Source organism: Enterococcus sp. AZ119, from assembly GCF_050546175.1.
GTDB lineage: Bacteria > Bacillota > Bacilli > Lactobacillales > Enterococcaceae > Enterococcus > Enterococcus faecalis.
Window position 1 is genome coordinate 974,823 of the sequence record NZ_CP172951.1, and the last position, 18,085, is coordinate 992,907.

14 protein-coding genes are annotated in these 18,085 nt (G+C 37.2%); all 14 read left to right on the plus strand.

Annotated features, from left to right (window positions below; translation table 11 throughout):
- Window positions 1–86 precede the first annotated feature (86 nt).
- Window positions 87–1,022: an FAD:protein FMN transferase gene (locus tag IGL37_RS04790; protein WP_080296916.1), complete on the plus strand. Its 936-nt coding sequence runs from the start codon at window positions 87–89 to the stop codon at window positions 1,020–1,022.
- A gap of 26 nt (window positions 1,023–1,048) precedes the next feature.
- Window positions 1,049–1,657, plus strand: a complete 609-nt coding sequence (locus tag IGL37_RS04795) for an NADPH-dependent FMN reductase (RefSeq protein WP_002357907.1) — start codon at window positions 1,049–1,051, stop codon at window positions 1,655–1,657.
- Between the two features lie 18 nt (window positions 1,658–1,675).
- Window positions 1,676–2,932 carry an NADPH-dependent oxidoreductase gene (locus IGL37_RS04800; protein WP_002360528.1) on the plus strand — a complete coding sequence of 419 codons (1,257 nt, stop codon included), beginning with the start codon at window positions 1,676–1,678 and terminating at the stop codon, window positions 2,930–2,932.
- Between the two features lie 411 nt (window positions 2,933–3,343).
- Entirely contained in the window at window positions 3,344–4,834 is a 1,491-nt protein-coding gene (locus tag IGL37_RS04805; protein ID WP_016627169.1) for a helix-turn-helix domain-containing protein, read from the plus strand.
- Entirely contained in the window at window positions 4,785–5,459 is a 675-nt protein-coding gene (locus tag IGL37_RS04810) for an AP endonuclease (RefSeq protein ID WP_016627168.1), read from the plus strand. Before IGL37_RS04805 ends, IGL37_RS04810 begins: the two co-directional genes overlap by 50 nt.
- Before the next feature lie 257 nt (window positions 5,460–5,716).
- Window positions 5,717–6,607: a metallophosphoesterase gene (locus tag IGL37_RS04815; RefSeq protein ID WP_002402044.1), complete on the plus strand. Its 891-nt coding sequence runs from the start codon at window positions 5,717–5,719 to the stop codon at window positions 6,605–6,607.
- Between the two features lie 290 nt (window positions 6,608–6,897).
- Window positions 6,898–7,809: an ABC transporter permease gene (locus IGL37_RS04820; RefSeq protein WP_002382199.1), complete on the plus strand. Its 912-nt coding sequence runs from the start codon at window positions 6,898–6,900 to the stop codon at window positions 7,807–7,809.
- A gap of 14 nt (window positions 7,810–7,823) precedes the next feature.
- Window positions 7,824–8,705 (plus strand): carbohydrate ABC transporter permease, encoded by an 882-nt coding sequence (locus IGL37_RS04825; RefSeq protein ID WP_002357901.1) that lies wholly within the window; start codon window positions 7,824–7,826, stop codon window positions 8,703–8,705.
- A 17-nt stretch (window positions 8,706–8,722) separates the two neighbouring features.
- Entirely contained in the window at window positions 8,723–10,321 is a 1,599-nt protein-coding gene (locus tag IGL37_RS04830; protein ID WP_033918051.1) for a sugar ABC transporter substrate-binding protein, read from the plus strand.
- 56 nt (window positions 10,322–10,377) lie between these two features.
- Entirely contained in the window at window positions 10,378–10,971 is a 594-nt protein-coding gene (locus tag IGL37_RS04835; protein ID WP_016627167.1) for a DUF624 domain-containing protein, read from the plus strand.
- Window positions 10,964–11,881: an acetylxylan esterase gene (locus tag IGL37_RS04840; RefSeq protein WP_002382200.1), complete on the plus strand. Its 918-nt coding sequence runs from the start codon at window positions 10,964–10,966 to the stop codon at window positions 11,879–11,881. Before IGL37_RS04835 ends, IGL37_RS04840 begins: the two co-directional genes overlap by 8 nt.
- Window positions 11,862–12,626, plus strand: coding sequence for an endonuclease/exonuclease/phosphatase family protein (locus IGL37_RS04845; RefSeq protein ID WP_002357896.1), 765 nt, complete (start codon window positions 11,862–11,864; stop codon window positions 12,624–12,626). Before IGL37_RS04840 ends, IGL37_RS04845 begins: the two co-directional genes overlap by 20 nt.
- Before the next feature lie 4 nt (window positions 12,627–12,630).
- Window positions 12,631–14,781, plus strand: a complete 2,151-nt coding sequence (locus IGL37_RS04850) for a glycoside hydrolase family 3 N-terminal domain-containing protein (protein ID WP_033591876.1) — start codon at window positions 12,631–12,633, stop codon at window positions 14,779–14,781.
- Window positions 14,782–14,798: 17 nt separating this feature from the next.
- Complete coding sequence (locus IGL37_RS04855) at window positions 14,799–18,074, plus strand: GH36-type glycosyl hydrolase domain-containing protein (protein WP_016627165.1); 3,276 nt, start codon at window positions 14,799–14,801, stop codon at window positions 18,072–18,074.
- Window positions 18,075–18,085 lie beyond the last annotated feature (11 nt).

Below are 18,085 nucleotides of genomic sequence, written 5' to 3' on the forward strand. Positions count from 1 at the left end.
TTGACTGACATCAAATAAAGGCGTATGATTCATTTGTGAATAAATGTGAAATAAAACACAATCTTTCGTGGAGAGGAAGTCTTGAGGTGCAACAAAGTCAAACTATTTATTTGATGGGCACAGTAATAGATGTATTTGTAGACCATGAAGAACCTGAAAAAATTCTAGAAGAAGTGCATCGACGATTGATCACTTATGAACAACGCTTTAGTGCAAATGATTCAACTTCGGAACTGATGGCTGTCAATCAACAAGCTGGGCAAAAATCAGTTAGCGTTCATCCAGAGTTGTATCAATTAATTGCATTAGGGAAAAAACATAGTTGTGATCCAGCTAGTCATTTGAATGTTACCATTGGCCCGTTAGTTCAAACATGGCGAATCGGTTTTAAAGATGCCCGTGTCCCGTCAGAAGAGGAAATTAAAGCCTGTTTGAAAAAAATTAATCCAGAAAAGATTCACTTAAATCCCTTAAAACAAACGGTTTTTTTGGAAGAAGAAGGAATGAAATTAGATCTGGGGGCTTTAGCAAAAGGCTATATCGCTGATTTACTAATTACCTATTTGAAAGAAGTCCATGTGACGTCTGCTTTGATTAATCTGGGCGGCAATATTGTGACGTTGGGGCCCTCTACGCATCAAAACAAAAAATGGCGAATTGGTATTCGCAATCCGCAAGAATCCAGAGAAACAATCAGCTTACTTGTCGAAGTGGCTAATCAATCGGTTGTGACGTCGGGCATTTATGAAAGAAGTTTAACCGAAGCTGGGCGAGTCTATCACCATCTGTTGGATCCGACAACCGGTTACCCATTGGAAACTGAAATGGCCAGCCTCACAATTATCTCGGATGCTTCAGTGGATGGTGAGATTTGGACAACGCGTTTATTTGGTTATCCAATTCCAGCAGCGCTTGAAATCCTCAATCAACTAGATGGAATTGAAGGAGTCATCATTACACAAGACCAGCAAATTTTATATAGCAGCGGGTTAGCAGATACTCTTCACATTATCCATTCATAGAACCGAAAAAGAAAGGACAGCTCATTATGAAAAAAATTATCGGCTTAGTAGGAACGAACTCAGAGCAATCAACCAATCGTCAACTTTTGCAATTTATGCAACACTATTTTGCGCAGGAGGCTGACATTGAACTAGTTGAAATTGTTGACTTTCCTATGTTTAACAAGCCAGAAGACAAAGTTTTGCCAGAAATAGTTAAAACGGTTGCTGAAAAAATTGAAGCAGCAGATGGCGTCATTATCAGTACGCCTGAATATGACCATGCGGTGCCGGCTTCTTTGATGAATGCCCTAAGTTGGTTATCTTACGGGATTTTTCCGTTTGTTGATAAACCAGTTATGATTACTGGTGCATCCTATGGCACGTTAGGTTCCTCTAGAGCACAAGCGCATCTACGTCAAATTTTAGATGCTCCTGAATTGAAAGCACGAATTATGCCAAGCTCTGAATTTCTATTAGCGCATTCCTTACAAGCTTTTGATGAAAACAATGCGTTAAAAGATTCAGAACAAATAGATAAACTAGCTGGTTTGTTTGCAGATTTTTGTGTATTTATTGAAATTACAGAACAGCTGAAACATGCGCATGCGCAAAATAAAAAAGAAGCAGAAAATTTCTCATGGGAAACGATTTAACGAAATGGAGTGAATAAAATGAAATTAATTGGGATCGTCGGATCAAACGCTGATTCTTCTTATAATCGGTTACTACTGCAATATATTGGCAAAGAGTTTTATAAAATGTTCGACTTGGAAATTTTAGAAATTAAAGATATTCCAATGTTTAATCAAAGTAAGGATCAAACGAACAGTGTCTTGATTCAGAATATGAATCGCAAAATTTTACAAGCAGACGGCGTAATTATTGCGACGCCCGAACATAACCATACCATTCCTGCCGGTTTGAAAAGTGTGTTAGAATGGTTATCTTTCAAAATTCATCCGCTGGAAAATAAACCAGTAATGATTGTTGGTTGCTCTTATTATGATCAAGGAACCTCACGTGCGCAATTACATCTCCGTCAAATTCTTGATGCACCTGGTGTCAATGCAATCGTGATGCCTGGAAACGAGTTTTTATTAGGAAAAGCTAAAGAAGCATTTGATGAAAACGGCAACTTAATTGCGGAGGGAACACGTCAATTTTTAGAAAGCACATTACAAAAATTCGTCGAATTCATTGATGTGATTTCAAAATTAGAAGGGGCTAAGCCAAAAGACTTACCTGAAGATTTACATGCAAAAGGAACCATTGAAACAACGATCGAAGGGGTTGATATGGCAGCAGATGATTGGGTAGAACAAGCAGCAGAAGCGGTTCAGGCTGTGGAAGGCGACACATACGTAAAATTAGATCGAGGCATTTTAACCGTAGATCAGCTAAATTATTTCTTAAAATCAATGCCAATGGAATTGACTTATGCAGACAGTAACAATCAATTTTTATATTACAATAAAAAAATGGCTGCTGAAGAAATGTTTGCTAAACGGCAACCAGGACAAGTTGGTAATCCATTAGCGAATTGCCATCCGCCAAAAGCATTGAAAAATGTAGAATGGGTGATTCAACAATTACGGTCAGGAAAAACAGATGCTATTCGCGTTCATGTTCCAATGCACGGACCAGATACCTATGTAGTGCATAATTATCAAGCGATGTATGATGATAATGGAAATTACGCGGGAATTAATGAGTATATTTTAGACTTTAAACCAATTGTTGATTGGTATTTAAAACAAACTGGGCAAGAATTAGTCGGTGGAAAAAACGTCGATGCAGTTAGTGGTGCCTCCAAAAAAGAAGCGCCAGAAACGGCAGATAGTGTATCAAGTGCATCAGTCCATGAAGAAGAGTCAGCGACCGAAAAGCCAACAGTTGACAGCGTTTCTAGCGCTTCAATTAAAGAGTAAAATAACAGCAAAAAATAGCGGCAACAAGTAGTCATACTGTATTCAGATTAGCAATGCCAAATGAGGACTTTTATTGACAGAAGCTGATACTTAAAAGAGTAAGAATTTTATAGGAAGATAGTATAGAAGACGAACCAAAAGTTTCAATCATTTTTGACGAATAGGCTAGAAAAGAAACAGAAAATTAGTCAAACAAATCAGCTTTTCTTTAAATTTAAAGTAAAAAAATAACAAAAAAAGCCTCCTTGGTGACGCAAGGGGGCTTTTTTTGGTTAAAATAATACTTTTCTATGAAGATTCCTAAATATTGAAAGAATCATTTTTAAATTTGTGGAAAAAATAAGCAAGATTGACACTCACGTCTTGTTAAAAAAATAGATACTTAAGGCGTGATAGTTTGGAGTTGAAAATGTGACTACTTTGTTAGATGAATTATTAGACCAAGAATTCCGAGATAAATTACTTATTTATCAAACTTTTATGAATAGTGAAGGTCCATTATTAAAAGAAGAATTTTATGGATATTTTGATTTATCCACTCAAAAGTTAGAATCGTTGTGCCGTCAAATAAATTATGAATGTACACAGATTTCTTCAAGGAGTCAAATTCTTTTTCCAGCTAAAGGACTGATTAGTGCGCAAAAATTATCGCAAATTGATTATCAAGCCTTAAGAAAATATTATTTTGATCAATCACTAATGGCCAAGTTGCTTCTTGATGTGGGCCTCTATCAAAAGCACACGATTCAAGAATTTTCTCAAATTCATTTTATGAGCAAAAGCAAAATTTATGCCTTCTCGTATAAGCTAAATCTGATTTTAGCTAATTGGCGTATTAAATTAAAGTCAACAGGCTTGGTTGGAGAAGAGAAAAATATCCGAAGTTTTTGTTTTCAATGCTTGTATTATTTTTATGGAAGTAATCAAGAAAGGCTGCCTAACATTTTGATGGAAAATAGTCCTGGCATTAAACGATTTATAAACGATTTACAACTGATGTATCAAAGAACGTTTAGTCTTAATCAAAGCGCACAACTATTTATTCTTTTAACGATCCAACGTTTTCGTGTATTTTCTGATCATGTAGTGGACTCTTTTACGGAAGTTCATGTGCCTAGCTGTTTACAGCATGCGTTTGAAAAAATTTATACAAGCGAAACCCCTCTTTTTAAAGAGGATTTTGGCAAAGAGACTTCATATATTTTTCTTTTTTTAAGTTTAAATGAATACATTGATAGTCCGATTGTTTTTCCAGATAAGTTAACCATGTTAGACGAATTTATTGATCATATGAATAGTGTTATTCCTTTCTTTGAAAAGCGAATTACGGTGGAAACAAAAGAAAAATTAAAGTTGATTTGTTATCGCTGGGACCGCCTATACTTTTCAGTGGCTGCATTTATTCCCGCCAAGCAGAGCAGTTTCTTTGAAGAGCGGTTTCCTCAAATTCATCGCGCATTAGATGGTTTTATACAAAAGACAGAGTCGCTGTATCAAAAACGATTTTTAATGTATGAACGCGTGCATCTATACTATGATTTTATGTTTTGTTTGTTAAATGATCGGTCTTTTTGCGCAATTGAAAAAACGATTCATGTATTTGTTGATTTTTCTGGTGGGGAGGATTATAACCGCTTTATTGCAAAAATTATTGCTTCTTTCAATTATATGGATGTCATGATTGATCACAAATTAACCTTAGAAACCGATTTGTATTTGTCCGATTTTTATAGTTCGAAAGTACGGTGTCGTCAATTGACATGGCGTCATTTGCCGGAAACAAAAGATTGGCAAGTATTTGCTGAGGTGGTCAGAGAACTAAGAAAGGGAGAGACTCAGAAAAATGAGCACTATGAGAGAGACCCAATCGAAATGTGGCGAGAACAAGAATACGAAGGATAGTCAATTGAGACAAGCAGGTAACTATAAAGACTTAACTGGTCAAAAGTTTGGTGAGTTGACAGTAGTAGCACCAACGGCAAAAAGAAAAGAAGGGCTAATTGTTTGGGCCTGTCGCTGTTCTTGTGGGAGCTATGCAGAAGCTTCAAGAAGACAACTAATTCGTGGGTATCGAACGAAATGTGCGCACCATCGCTATCAAACAATGTTGAAAAAAAACTATCATGAATTAGTCGTGGTACGGATCGAAAGTATTCAACAGACAATGAAAGCGTATTGTCTGTGTTCGTGCGGACAATCTTGCTGGGTTCGCTGTGAAAATTTGTTGAATGGCCATACCAAAAGTTGCGGTCATCGTAAAAAGAAGGATTACCGACAAAGAGTTGCTGGCGTAATTCCAGGGAAGTTACAAAGTAAACGCCCCAAAAATAATAGCAGTGGACACAAAGGAGTGAGCCAGACCGCTTCTGGGAAATGGCTGGCTTATATCTCTTTGAAAGGCAAGCGCCATAACTTAGGTATCTTTACGAAAAAAAGTGAAGCAATTTTAGCAAGAAAATTAGCAGAACGTCGTCTATTTCAACCAATTTTACAACAAGAAATAGTGACTACAAATAAGGAAGTTTAGCAACAGAGAGGATGCGAAAGATGTTAGCAGGCTTATTTTCAGTAACTGGAATGATTTTATTGGGGATTTTATTTTGCTTAATTGGTTATCAAACGTTTCGAAAACATCATCATTAAGAGAAGAATGTTCTAGCTAGATAATTTCATCGACAGATGAAATTATCTAGCTTTTTTTATAAAAAAGCTAAGAAAAGGATAAGAGATTGTGGAAATTCTTTAGGTTGTTTAACAAAGCCTTAATTTCCTTTGTTTTAGATTGTGGTTAAGAAGATTTTTCTCTATACTAAGTCTTCGGAAATCAAAGAAAAGAAAGGAGCGAGTGATGTGGTTAAAAAAATTGGTTTAAGTATAATGCTCTTATTTTTTTTCTTAATTATCGCACTCCCAATCTATGCGTGGAAGATTGAGCCGAATTTAGTTCACGTTAATCAGGTGACTTTGGGAAAGAAAAATCAACGAGAACCATTGAATGTTGTGCAACTTTCGGATATACAAGTTTCAGAATTTTATGAGACGAAGCGGTTAGATAAAGTCATAAAAAAAGTCAATCGTGAAAAACCAGATATTATCGTTTTTACAGGTGATTTATTTGACAATTATGCCAAAAATCCGCAACAAAAAGAACCGATGATTGAAAAGTTAAAACAGTTACAAGCGACAATTGGAAAATATGCAGTTTGGGGAAATCATGATTATGGTGGCGGTGCTTCTGCGGTGTATGATGAAGTCATGGAGGCCAGTGGCTTTACCGTTATGAAAAACCAAGGAGAAACAGTAACCCTAGCAGATGGACGCCGTCTTTTTATTGGTGGTTTAGATGACTCATTATTAGGAAATCCTTCCGTTTCAGAAACATTATCCTATCGAGAAACGTATGACTATGCGTTATTAATGACCCATGAACCAGATGTCGCGGATGCATTTATTGGTACGGGTACACAGTTAGTTTTAGCAGGACATAGCCATGGCGGACAAATTTGGATTCCTTTTTATCCAATCACAAATGTTTTAGCAGAAAAGTATACCAGAGGATTGTATCAGTTGGACCAAGAAACGCAACTATATGTTAATACAGGCTTAGGAACGACCGCCATTCATGCCCGTTTTGGGGTGATCCCTGAAATTACACATTTTACTATCTATATTTAAAAAGTCTGGTCAATCCGACCAGACTTTTTCTGTTATTTAACAGAATTATTTTTAAGAAAAAGATGTTCATATTTTGGTGAAACGTTTCTATAAAATGCTTTAAAATATCTAGAAAAGAGTATTTTTATGGAAAAAGAAACAGGGAAAACAATTTCTTTATAAATGGTCTATAGCGCTTTTTAATGCTGTTATTTTTAAATAAAACCATAATGTAAGGGTTTACAACTGTTTGAAGTGAATGTATAATCTGTTTGTAGAAACGTTTCACTAAAAAGAAAGGAACCCTGCTTATGAAAAAACTAAAAAAGTTTTATGATCAGCGGCAATTGCATTGGATGGTACTTCCGGGTGTAGCATTCATGATTGTCTTTAACTACATTCCAATTTATGGAATTATCATTGCTTTTAAAAATTATACGATTGTTGATACGGTTTCTTCTGCACCATGGGTTGGACTTGAAAATTTTCGAATCATTATGGAAGATAGTTTTTTTTGGGAAGCAGTTCGTAATACCTTAGCGATTAGTTTAATGAAACTTTTTTTAGGATTCGCTATTCCGATTATCTTAGCGGTAATGATTTTTGAAATGAGAGATGGACATTTAAAAAAAGTGATTCAGACGATTTCTTATATTCCGCACTTTTTTTCTTGGATCGTTTTAGGCGGGATGTTGATTTCGTGGCTTTCAACAAATGGCTTTATCAACCAAGTCATGATGTCGTTAGGCTTAATGAATCAGGGCGTCAATCATTTGTTAGATCCTGATAAGTATTGGTGGATTGCTGTTCTTTCTGATTTGTGGAAAGAAGTAGGTTGGGGCACGATTCTCTATCTTGCTGGTATGTCTCGTATTGATCCAACGTTTTATGAAGCGGCGAGAATTGATGGTGCTTCAAAATTAACACAAATCCGAACGATTACTTTGCCCTTATTAGCGCCGATTATTTCGTTGAACTTAATTCTAAATGTTAGCGGTTTATTGGGATCGAACTTAGATCAAACGTTGGTTTTAATGAATGCTCAAAACCAAAACAAATCAGAAGTAATTAATTCATTTGTTTATCGTATGGGGCTAACGCAAGGGGACTTTTCTTATGCGACGGCAGTTGGTTTAGGGATTTCTGTTATTTCAATTGTTTTATTAGTCATTACAGATCGCATTACTAGAAAAATGAACAATGGTCGGTCGGTTATTTTATAAAGGAGGCAACAGCTGTGATTAAAAGAAAATCAAAAGAAAACAAATGGTTTTACTTTTTCAATACGTTAATTCTTGTGTTGTTTTCTTTATTAATTATCGTGCCAATTTGGAATATTTTAGTTTCCTCAGTTTCGTCAAGTTCGGGTTTAGCCGGTAAAGGCTTGGTTTTATGGCCGAAAGGATTTACGCTAGAAAATTATCGGAAAGTTTTTTCGGATAGTAGCATTCCGCGAGCGTTTTTGATTTCTGTTTTAAAAACAGTCATCGGTGCGTCGACGCATACACTGTTCTGTGCGATTGTCGCCTATGGACTTAGTAAATCTAGACTAGTCGGGCGTAACATTTATACAACGATGGGTGTTATTACAATGTACTTTGGTGGGGGCATGATTCCCACGTATCTTTTGATTAAGTCATTAGGACTCTTAGATACCTTCTGGGTATATATCATTCCAGCTTTATTTAGCTATTATGATGTAGTTATCTTAATGAACTTTTTCCGAGAAATTCCACCATCTTTAGAAGAATCCGCCAAAATAGACGGCGCCAGTGAGTTTCAAATTTTTTATAAAATCTTTTTACCTTTAACAAAACCGGCATTAGCCACCATTATTTTATTTAATGGGGTTGGTCAATGGAATGACTTTATGACCACGAAATTATATATTACCAAAGAATATCTGTATCCATTGCAGATGAAAATTTATGAAATTATTGTTCAATCCAACTTGAGTACCATGACAGAGAGCGGCAGTACAGATATGGTGGTGCAGGCAACGACACGTGGTGTTCAGCTGGCAACAATTGTCATTACAACGATACCAATTTTAATCATTTATCCATTACTACAAAAACACTTTATCGGCGGTATGATGGCCGGTGCAGTAAAAGAATAAAGAAAGTAGGGAACAATATGAAAAAAGTTTTAGGCGGTTTATTGGTGGCAACGGCGGTCGTTAGTTTAGCGGCCTGTAGCGGTGGGGAAAAGAAAGCTAGCTCAGATGTCTCAATTAAGGATCGGTATGAATTAGATGAAAAGACGCCTGCTTGGAAGTTAGATAAGAAGAAAGAACCGACCAAGATTAAATGGTATATTAACTCAGATTGGACGGCGCTGCCTTTTGGAAAAGACGTGACCACTGCGCAGATTAAAAAAGACTTAAATGTGGATATTGAATTTATTTCCGGCGATGATTCAAAATTAAATGCCATGATTTCAAGTGGAGATATGCCTGATATCGTGACATTAACTGAAAAAACTGGACAAGCAGCATTGAAAGCAGATTCTTGGGCCTATTCTTTAAACGATTTAGCTAAAAAATATGACCCCTATTTAATGAAAGTTGTTAACCAAGATACGTTTAAATGGTATGCCTTAGAGGATGGAAAAACATATGGTTACCCTAATTACTCTAATACAAAAGCGGATTATGAAAGTGGAAATATCCCAGTAAATGATAATTTTGTTATTCGTGAAGATGTCTATAATGCATTAGGCAAGCCAGACGTTTCAACACCAGAAAATTTTGAAAAAGTCATGCAACAGATTAAAGAAAAATATCCTGAGATGACCCCAATGGGCTTCACCACAGTGGGCGATGGTGCAGGACCATTTTTAGACAAATTACAAGACTTCTTAGGTGTTCCTTTAGAGGATAAAAATGGTAAATACTATGATCGAAATTTAGATAAAGAATACTTAGAATGGTTAAAAACATTTAATGATGTTTACCGAGCAGGCAATATTAGTGATGATAGCTTCACAGATGATGGGGCGACGTTTGATGAAAAAGTGAAACAAGGAAATTATGCAACCATGCTCGTTGCCGGAACCAGTGGTCAAGGTGGGAACTTCACAGAATTTATGAAAAAATCTGGCACACGTTATATAGCCATTGATGGACCAAGTAGCACTTCTGGCCGAAAACCAACATTAAATCAAACCGGCATTTCAGGTTGGTTAAGTAATTACATTACGAAAGATGCGAAAGATCCAGCGAAAGTCACTCAACTGTTCACATATTTAATTGATGAACCGGGACAAATTTTAACAAAATATGGCGTTGAAGGAGTTACTTATGCGTACAATGATCAAGGAAAAATTGATTATTTACCAGAAGTGAAAAAATTAGAACAAACAGACAATGATGCCTATAACAAAAAATATGGCATTAGTCGTTTCCTATACTTTAACAATGACCGTGTTAATAAACTAAAAGTGCCAATGGAAAGTGCTTTAACGCAAATGCAAGAATGGGGCAAAAGAAAATTAGTCCCACATTTCGTAATTGAAAATATTAATCCAGATGCGGGAACGCCGGAAGCTCGGGCGAATGAAGCGATTGAAACCAAACTAAATACAACCGTTATTTCAATGATTCGTGCGAAAGATGATACAGCCTTTGACAAATCTTTAGAAGACTACAAAGCATTCTTAAAATCAAATAAATGGGATGCAATTGAAAAAATAAAATCTGAGAAAATGGCGGAAAACAGAGACAAACTTAAGTAAGAGAGGAGGAGAGAAAAGCGGATAAAGCAACGAGAAATCCGCTTTTCTCTTTTAATATGAATAAGCTATTTGCATATGAAGGTTGGTATTATCGGATTTTTTCTTTTATTGCCAACTTGATCATTATTAATTTTCTCTTTTTAATTACCTGTATAACAGGCATCTTTAGCGGTGTCGGCTTAATTGCGTTGTATCGAACGATCTATCGTTTGTATCGTGAAAAAGATATTCCTGTTTTACGAACGTTTTGGACAGCGTTAAAAACTAATATCATGCGAGGTTTTATTTTAACAGGTGTCTTGTTCGTTGCTTTTTTACTGGGCGGTATTGTCGTAACAAGTTTATTTAAAATAGCCACTAGTTTAGGTTTCTTAGCTATTTTTCTATTAAGTTTTGTTGCATTATTTTTGACGAGTTTTCTTTTTCTCTTTTCCGTTTTTAATTGGTCCGTTAAAAAGACACTAGGTGAGACGGTTTATGTGGTCTTAAGTAATAGTGCAAATGCGATTATTTTGTTTATTTTACCTCTTTTAACGTTTGTTTTTTTCTATAAGCTTAATTTGTTTTTATATATTGCGTTAGGATTCGGGACAACGGCTTTTCTTCAAGTTGCGTTTTTTCAGAAAGTGTTAGGTGTGGAACATGAATGAGTATTTTGAGTTTTGGCAAAAGACCAAGGAAGAACTTCAAAAAATACCGCTAGATATCCATCGGCGGGTCATTGACTATCCATTGGAAAATGTTCAAGTGGAACAGGTCGACTTTTTAAGTTTCCTAGGTGAGCGCATCTTTGGCTATTTGTTACTTCCTAAAACGGCGGGGAAACAGCCAATAGTGATTGACTGTTTAGGCTATATGAATCATATTCAAGAACCTTGGCAATTTGCTCATTGGACACAAATTGGTTGTGCTTGTTTTGTCATTGATAATCGAGGTCAAGGGGGATTAACCAAAGATCGCGTGCCATATCAAACAATTTGGCATGAAGCACCAATGGGACGAGGATTTCTAGACAAAGAAGATTGGTACCAACGCCGCTTGTTTGCCGACCATTTACGTAGCGTAGAAGTGGTGCGTACCTTTACTGAAATTAATCAGGACCAAATCATTCTTCGTGGTGGTTCCCAAGGGGGTGGCGTAGTGTTAATGGTGAACAGTTTAGTCGACTTCCCGATTTTAGCTACTTTTGCAGATGTTCCAAGTCATTCTTGTTTAGAAAATCGAGTAGCAGAAGGAACGGGTTCGTATCAAATTATTCATCAGTACTTACAAGAGCATCCTCAAGCGCATGAAAAAATTGCCGCGGTTCTTCCTTATTTTGATAGTCGTCACTTTGTTTCGCAAATTAAAAATCCAGTCTTTGCTTCTGTTGGGAGTCACGATCCGATATGTCCAATGAAAGATTTTTTCCCTTCTTATCATCAGATAAAGGCAAGAAAAGCAGTCAGAGTATATTGGAAAAAAGGTCATGGTGGCGGTGAAACAACCCAGATCCGTCGTGAAATGCGTCAAATTCAACAACTATTGCAGGAGGTTAAAAATGAAAATAGCTACGTATAATGTCCGGGTAGATACAGAGTATGACCAAGATTGGCAATGGTCTTTTCGTAAAGAGGCTGTTTGTCAGTTAATCAATTTTCATGATTGGAGCCTTTGTTGTATTCAAGAAGTACGACCGAATCAAGTCAGGGATTTAAAGGCGTATACAACATTCACCTGTCTTTCTGCGGAAAGAGAAGGGGATGGTCAAGGAGAAGGACTAGCGATTCTCTATAACGAACAAAAAATTCAGGCTATTGATACAGGGTATTTTTGGTTATCTGAAACACCTCAGCAGCCAAGTATCCATCCTGAAGCTGGCTGTCCAAGAATTGCTTTGTGGGGACTATTTAAGGAAACGACTCAAAATACGCCTTTTTTAGTCATCAATGTTCACTTGGATCATATTTCAGCTCATGCTCGTTTAGCAGGAATGACCGTTATCTTAGAGGAGTTACATGACAAAATTGCACAGTATCCAACTTTATTAATGGGCGATTTTAATGCAGAGTCGGGGGAAGAGGTTCATCAACTTGTTCAAAAAAAATTTCAAGATAGCAAAAATTTAGCTACTCATTATGGCCCAAGAGGAACATTTCAAAATTTTACTTACACAAAACCTTGGGCGGAATTAGAAGAAATTGATTATATTTATGTAAAAGGTTGGCAAGTACAGCAAACCGCAAGTTTAACAGATAGTATCGATGGACGTTTTCCCTCCGACCATTTTCCTTTAGAAGCAGAAGTATGTATTGAAGAAAGGTGAGAGTATGAAAGAAAATCAACTGATTCAATTAGTCGAAGAAATGACGATTGATGAGAAAATTAATCAATTATTACAATTAGCAGCAGCGTTTTATTCAGATAAAGCAGAAGAAAAGACCGGCCCTATGTCAGAGTTAGGACTAAGTCAAGAAACGATTGATACGGCGGGGACAACACTGGGTGTTTCTGGTGCAAACGAAGCAAAACGTGTTCAAAAAGAATATATGCAAAATCATCGATTAAATATTCCAACACTTTTAATGGCGGATATTATTCATGGTTTCAGAACCATCTTTCCGATTCCTTTGGCTTTAGGAAGCACTTGGGATGAAGCAGCGGTTGAAAAAATGGCGGAGATTTCAGCAAAAGAAGCTGCTGTTTCAGGATTACATGTAACCTTTTCACCAATGGTTGATTTAGTGCGCGATCCACGTTGGGGACGTGTCATGGAGTCAACAGGTGAAGATCCATTACTCAACAGTCGCTTAGCTGCTGCAATGGTTAGAGGTTACCAAGGAGAAAATTTAAAAGAGGACAATTGGCGAGTAGCCGCGTGCGTGAAGCACTTTGCGGCATATGGTGGTGCCTTAGCTGGTCGGGATTATAATACGGTAGATATGTCTGAACGGCAGCTAAGAGAAATGTATTTACCTGGCTATAAAGCTGGATTAGATGCGGGTGCAAAACTTGTCATGACGTCCTTCAATACAGTGGATGGGATTCCTGCTACAGGCAACCAATGGCTGTTTAGAGACGTATTACGAAATGAATTTGGGTTTGAAGGAGTTGTGATTTCAGACTGGGGAGCGATTAAAGAATTAATTCCTCATGGCGTTGCCAAAGATGAAAAAGAGGCAGCAGAATTGGCTATCAAAGCTGGTGTAGATATTGAAATGATGACCACGTGTTATCCAGATTATTTAAAAGAATTACTTGAAGAATGCCGGATTGCTGAAACACTTATTGATGAAGCAGTTATGCGAATTTTAAAACTAAAAAATGAGCTAGGCTTATTTGAAAATCCCTATCGTGGTGCGGATGAACAAGCGGAAGCAGAAGTGATTTTAAGCAAAGAACATCGAGAAATAGCTAAAAAGATTGCTCAAAAATCAATGGTTCTTTTAAAAAATGAAAATATTTTGCCTTTTACGCCGCAAGAAAAAATCGCGCTTGTCGGCCCAGGGGCCCAATCACAAGATATTTTAGGGGCTTGGTCATGGCAAGGAAAGAAAGAAGAAGCCATTTCCCTCGTGGCTGGTGCCCAAAAATTAACTACAAATCTCCTAGTTGCCCAAGAACCCTTTGATTACTTTGAACCGACCGTGGCGGCCATTGAAGAGGCTTTAACATTAGCTAGTCAAGCAGATAAAGTAGTAGTGGCACTAGGCGAAACAGATTGGATGAGTGGGGAAGCTGCCAGCCGCAGTGATATTCGTCTACCCGAAAAACAATTAGCAGTAGTGGCACAAATTATTGAGAAAAATCCCAATGTTGTTGTCACGGTCTACAGTGGCCGGCCCTTAGATTTACAAGGGATAGATGTTGCAAAAGGAATTGTGCAAGCTTGGCAACCTGGAACAGAAGGGGGCAATGCGCTAGCAGAAATTTTGTGGGGAGAGTACAATCCAAGTGGTCGTTTAAGTATGTCGTTTCCAGAAACGGTTGGTCAAGTGCCAATTTTTTACAATGTCGACAATACTGGGCGTCCTTATGAGTCAGCACCAGAAGAAAAATATGTTTCTAAATATTTAGATGTCTCTAATTACGCTAAATATCCCTTTGGATTTGGCTTAAGTTATAGTCATTTCTCTTATCAACCAATTCAACTAAGTGCATTAACATTTACCAAAGAAGAACCAGTCACGGTCTCTGTTTTAGTAAGAAATGACAGTCCAATCGCTGGAGAGGAAACCGTGCAATTTTATGTACGTGATTTGGTGGGACAAGTGGTTCGCCCAATTAAAGAGTTAAAAGATTTTCAAAAAGTTTGGCTGGAACCAAAGGAAGAAAAAGAAGTTCAGTTTCTTCTTTCAGAGGATATGGTGCGCTATGTTCATTCAGACAATCAGGTAACCAGTGATGCAGGTGAATTTATCGTAATGATTGGTGGAAATAGTCGCGATGTACAAACCGCAACAGTCACGTTAAATGAATAAGATGGGAAGGATAAGTTATGCAGATAAAGAAGCTTAAGCAAGCAGACACAGTCGCTACATTTCTAGAGACAGGTGATTTAAAAGAATTGAGTAGCTGTGGCATGATGATTAATCAATTAGAAGGTAATCCTTTAGACGGCAGTATGAACCAACTCTATTTGCGGATAATTACAGGGGACACAATTAATTATCGACCAATGATTGGTTCCAACAGTCAAAGTGATTTTTATCTTTCAGATAACCAATTGACGTGGCGGGGCGAATTTGAAGCGGTTCGTTACCAAGTTGACTTTCGTTTGGGACCAAGCAATCAATGGTTCTGGCGGGTTAATGTCACTGGAACTGGTTTAGTAGATATTGTTTATGGTCAAGATATTGGCTTAGCGACCAAAGGAGCCGTTCAGTCAAATGAAGCGTATGTGTCGCAGTATCTTGATCATCACATTTGGCAAGAGGGCGAAGAGCTTGTTGTTTTATCAAGACAAAATCAACCGCAAAATGAGAAGTTTCCAGCCCTTATTCAAGGGAGTTTTCAAAAATTAGTAGGCTACTCAACGGACGGCTATCAATTTTTCGGACGTTCATTTAAACAAACAAACACACCAGAAGCATTGGGGAAAAGATATTTAGCAAATGAAGTCTATCAATATGAATTTGCTTACACCGCTTTACAAACGGAAGCCGTCCAATTAACGAATGAAAGTAAGGAATTTGTTTTTTATGGTGCGGTAACAGAAACACATCCGCAAGCATTAGCTGAACCTTTTTTATCGAAAGAAGCCTTACAAGCTATTTATGAAACTGTGACATTCGATTCATTAGAAGGAACACAGGACTATCCTCCGAAACTTTTAGGAGAACCTATCACAGGAAATCCATTAACAGAAGAAGAATTGGCCGCACTTTATCCCCTTCAGACACAAATTGAAAAAGTAGGAGGTCAGACGTATTCCTTTTTCACGGAAAATTACCATCATGTTGTTCTTCAAGAAAAAGAAATTGCCATGGAAAGAGCGCATGGCCACATTTTATTAAGTGGTAAAGGCTTAACGGTTGATGAACCTTTGCTTAGTACGACAGTGTATATGTATGGCATTTTCAATTCACAAGTAGTTTTAGGAAATACGACCATGAACAAATTAATGAGTAATAGCCGAAACGCTTTAAACGTTATGAAACGCTCTGGTCAACGAATCTACATTTTAGAGAATGGCTTATGGCGCTTACTAACAATGCCTTCTGCTTTTGAAATGGGGTTGAACTCTGCTACTTGGTATTATAAGTTGCCAAAGGATACAATTCGTGTACGCACTTTCACTTCGCCTGATTCAAGAGTGATTCAATTGGAAGTGACCAGTCAAAAGGATGTATATATGTGGGCTGTTTCTAACCATTTGTTATTAGGACCGGAAGAAGTACCAACCTATCAATTAGAACAAGCTGGCAAAACGCTTCGAGTGACGGGAAATCATTCTGCTACAGAAAATTATTACCCAGAACTAACCTATGCATTGACAGTTGATAAATCATTTCAAGTAACCGATAGCACATTATTTGGTGGAGCTGAAGCGGACTTATTAGTCTTGGCAATCGAAAAGACCCAAAAATTTTCACTACTTATTACGGGCAGTATAGAGGACCAAGCATTAGTTAATACACCATTAGATTTTGAAAAAGCAGAAAGTCAATATTTGGCATTCATTAATGGCTTGTTGCATCATTTTGAGTTAACACACACAGACTCAAGTGTGCAGCAAATGAATCAATTAACTCGTTGGTATACTCATAATATGCTCGTTCATTATTTGTCGCCACATGGCTTAGAACAATATGGTGGAGCAGCTTGGGGCACACGAGATGTGTCGCAAGGACCGACAGAATTTTTCTTTGCGACGCAACAGCCTAAGATCGTGGCCTCCATTATTCAGCATCTATTTGAAAATCAATTTGAGGACGATGGCAACTGGCCGCAATGGTTTATGTTTGACCGATACGAAGAACAAAAAGCCAGTGAAAGCCATGGCGATATTATCGTCTGGCCATTGAAAGTAGTGACTGATTATTTGGAACAAACTGCAGATTATTCAATCTTAGCTACGGAAATCCCTTATACAAGTCGCAAAGATAATCACAAAACAAAAGAAACAGCATCTTTATTTGAACATTTGAAAAAAGAAATAAATTATATTGAACAACATTTTTTACCAGAAACTTTTCTATCCTGTTACGGTGACGGCGATTGGGATGACACGTTACAACCTTATGATAATCGTCTTAAAGAGCAAATGGCTAGTAGTTGGACCGTTGCCTTAACGTATCAAGTGTTGAAAAAATTTGCGGCTTTAATTACGGAAATCGATGCTACTTATAGTCAGCACTTAACAATTTTAGTCGCAGGAATAAAGAACGATTTTCAAAAATATATGTTGGCGGATGAAACGATTCCAGGGTTTATTTATATGGAAACGCCAGAAACTTTTGAACAAATGATTCACCCAAATGACCAAAAAACAGGAATTCAATATCGATTATTGCCAATGACTCGTAGTATGTTAGCTGAATTATTAACACCGGAACAAGTAAGTCATCATTTAGAAATTATTGAAAAAGAATTAACGTTTCCTGATGGCGTGCGCTTAATGAACAAACCAGCGAACTATCGAGGCGGTGTGAGCACTAATTTTAAACGAGCAGAACAGGCGGCTAATTTTGGTCGCGAAATTGGCTTACAGTATGTTCATGCGCACATTCGCTATACAGAAGCGATGGCGAAAATTGGTCAGCGAGACAAAACCTGGCAAGCATTAATGCAAATCAATCCAGTTCAATTAAAAGAAGTGGTACACAATGCAGAGTTACGCCAAGCCAATGCCTATTTTAGTAGTTCCGATGGCGATTTTAAAACAAGGTATGAATCACAAGAAAATTTTGGTAAACTAAAAGATGGAAGTATTGGGGTAAAAGGTGGTTGGCGAATTTATTCAAGCGGGCCGGGAATTTATTTAAATCAATTAATTACAGCTGTTTTAGGGATTCGGCAAAAGGCCCAAAGTGTGGTTTTTGATCCCATGTTACCAGAAAAATTGTCTGGTTTAACACTAACTTACCAATTGTTTGATAAACCTGTCACATATAAATTTTATCCAAATCAGTCAGCGAAAATAGTTATCGATGGTCAAGAAGTTCCGTTTAAGTTTGAAGAAAACCCTTATCGAGAAGGGGGAATAGAAGTTCAAAAAGACGAGGTGCTTTCATTATTAAATGAAGCAAGTGTTATTGAAATTTACCATTAGAAAGGAGAGTA

Bases quoted from the DNA above. Each gene is read 5' to 3' on its own strand.
- IGL37_RS04820 (WP_002382199.1), top strand. From the start codon at position 6,898: ATGAAAAAACTAAAAAAGTTTTATGATCAGCGGCAATTGCATTGGATG.
- IGL37_RS04810 (WP_016627168.1), top strand. From the start codon at position 4,785: ATGAGAGAGACCCAATCGAAATGTGGCGAGAACAAGAATACGAAGGAT.
- IGL37_RS04855 (WP_016627165.1), top strand. From the start codon at position 14,799: ATGCAGATAAAGAAGCTTAAGCAAGCAGACACAGTCGCTACATTTCTA.
- IGL37_RS04840 (WP_002382200.1), top strand. From the start codon at position 10,964: ATGAATGAGTATTTTGAGTTTTGGCAAAAGACCAAGGAAGAACTTCAA.
- IGL37_RS04845 (WP_002357896.1), top strand. From the start codon at position 11,862: ATGAAAATAGCTACGTATAATGTCCGGGTAGATACAGAGTATGACCAA.
- IGL37_RS04835 (WP_016627167.1), top strand. From the start codon at position 10,378: ATGAATAAGCTATTTGCATATGAAGGTTGGTATTATCGGATTTTTTCT.
- IGL37_RS04830 (WP_033918051.1), top strand. From the start codon at position 8,723: ATGAAAAAAGTTTTAGGCGGTTTATTGGTGGCAACGGCGGTCGTTAGT.
- IGL37_RS04850 (WP_033591876.1), top strand. From the start codon at position 12,631: ATGAAAGAAAATCAACTGATTCAATTAGTCGAAGAAATGACGATTGAT.
- IGL37_RS04800 (WP_002360528.1), top strand. From the start codon at position 1,676: ATGAAATTAATTGGGATCGTCGGATCAAACGCTGATTCTTCTTATAAT.
- IGL37_RS04795 (WP_002357907.1), top strand. From the start codon at position 1,049: ATGAAAAAAATTATCGGCTTAGTAGGAACGAACTCAGAGCAATCAACC.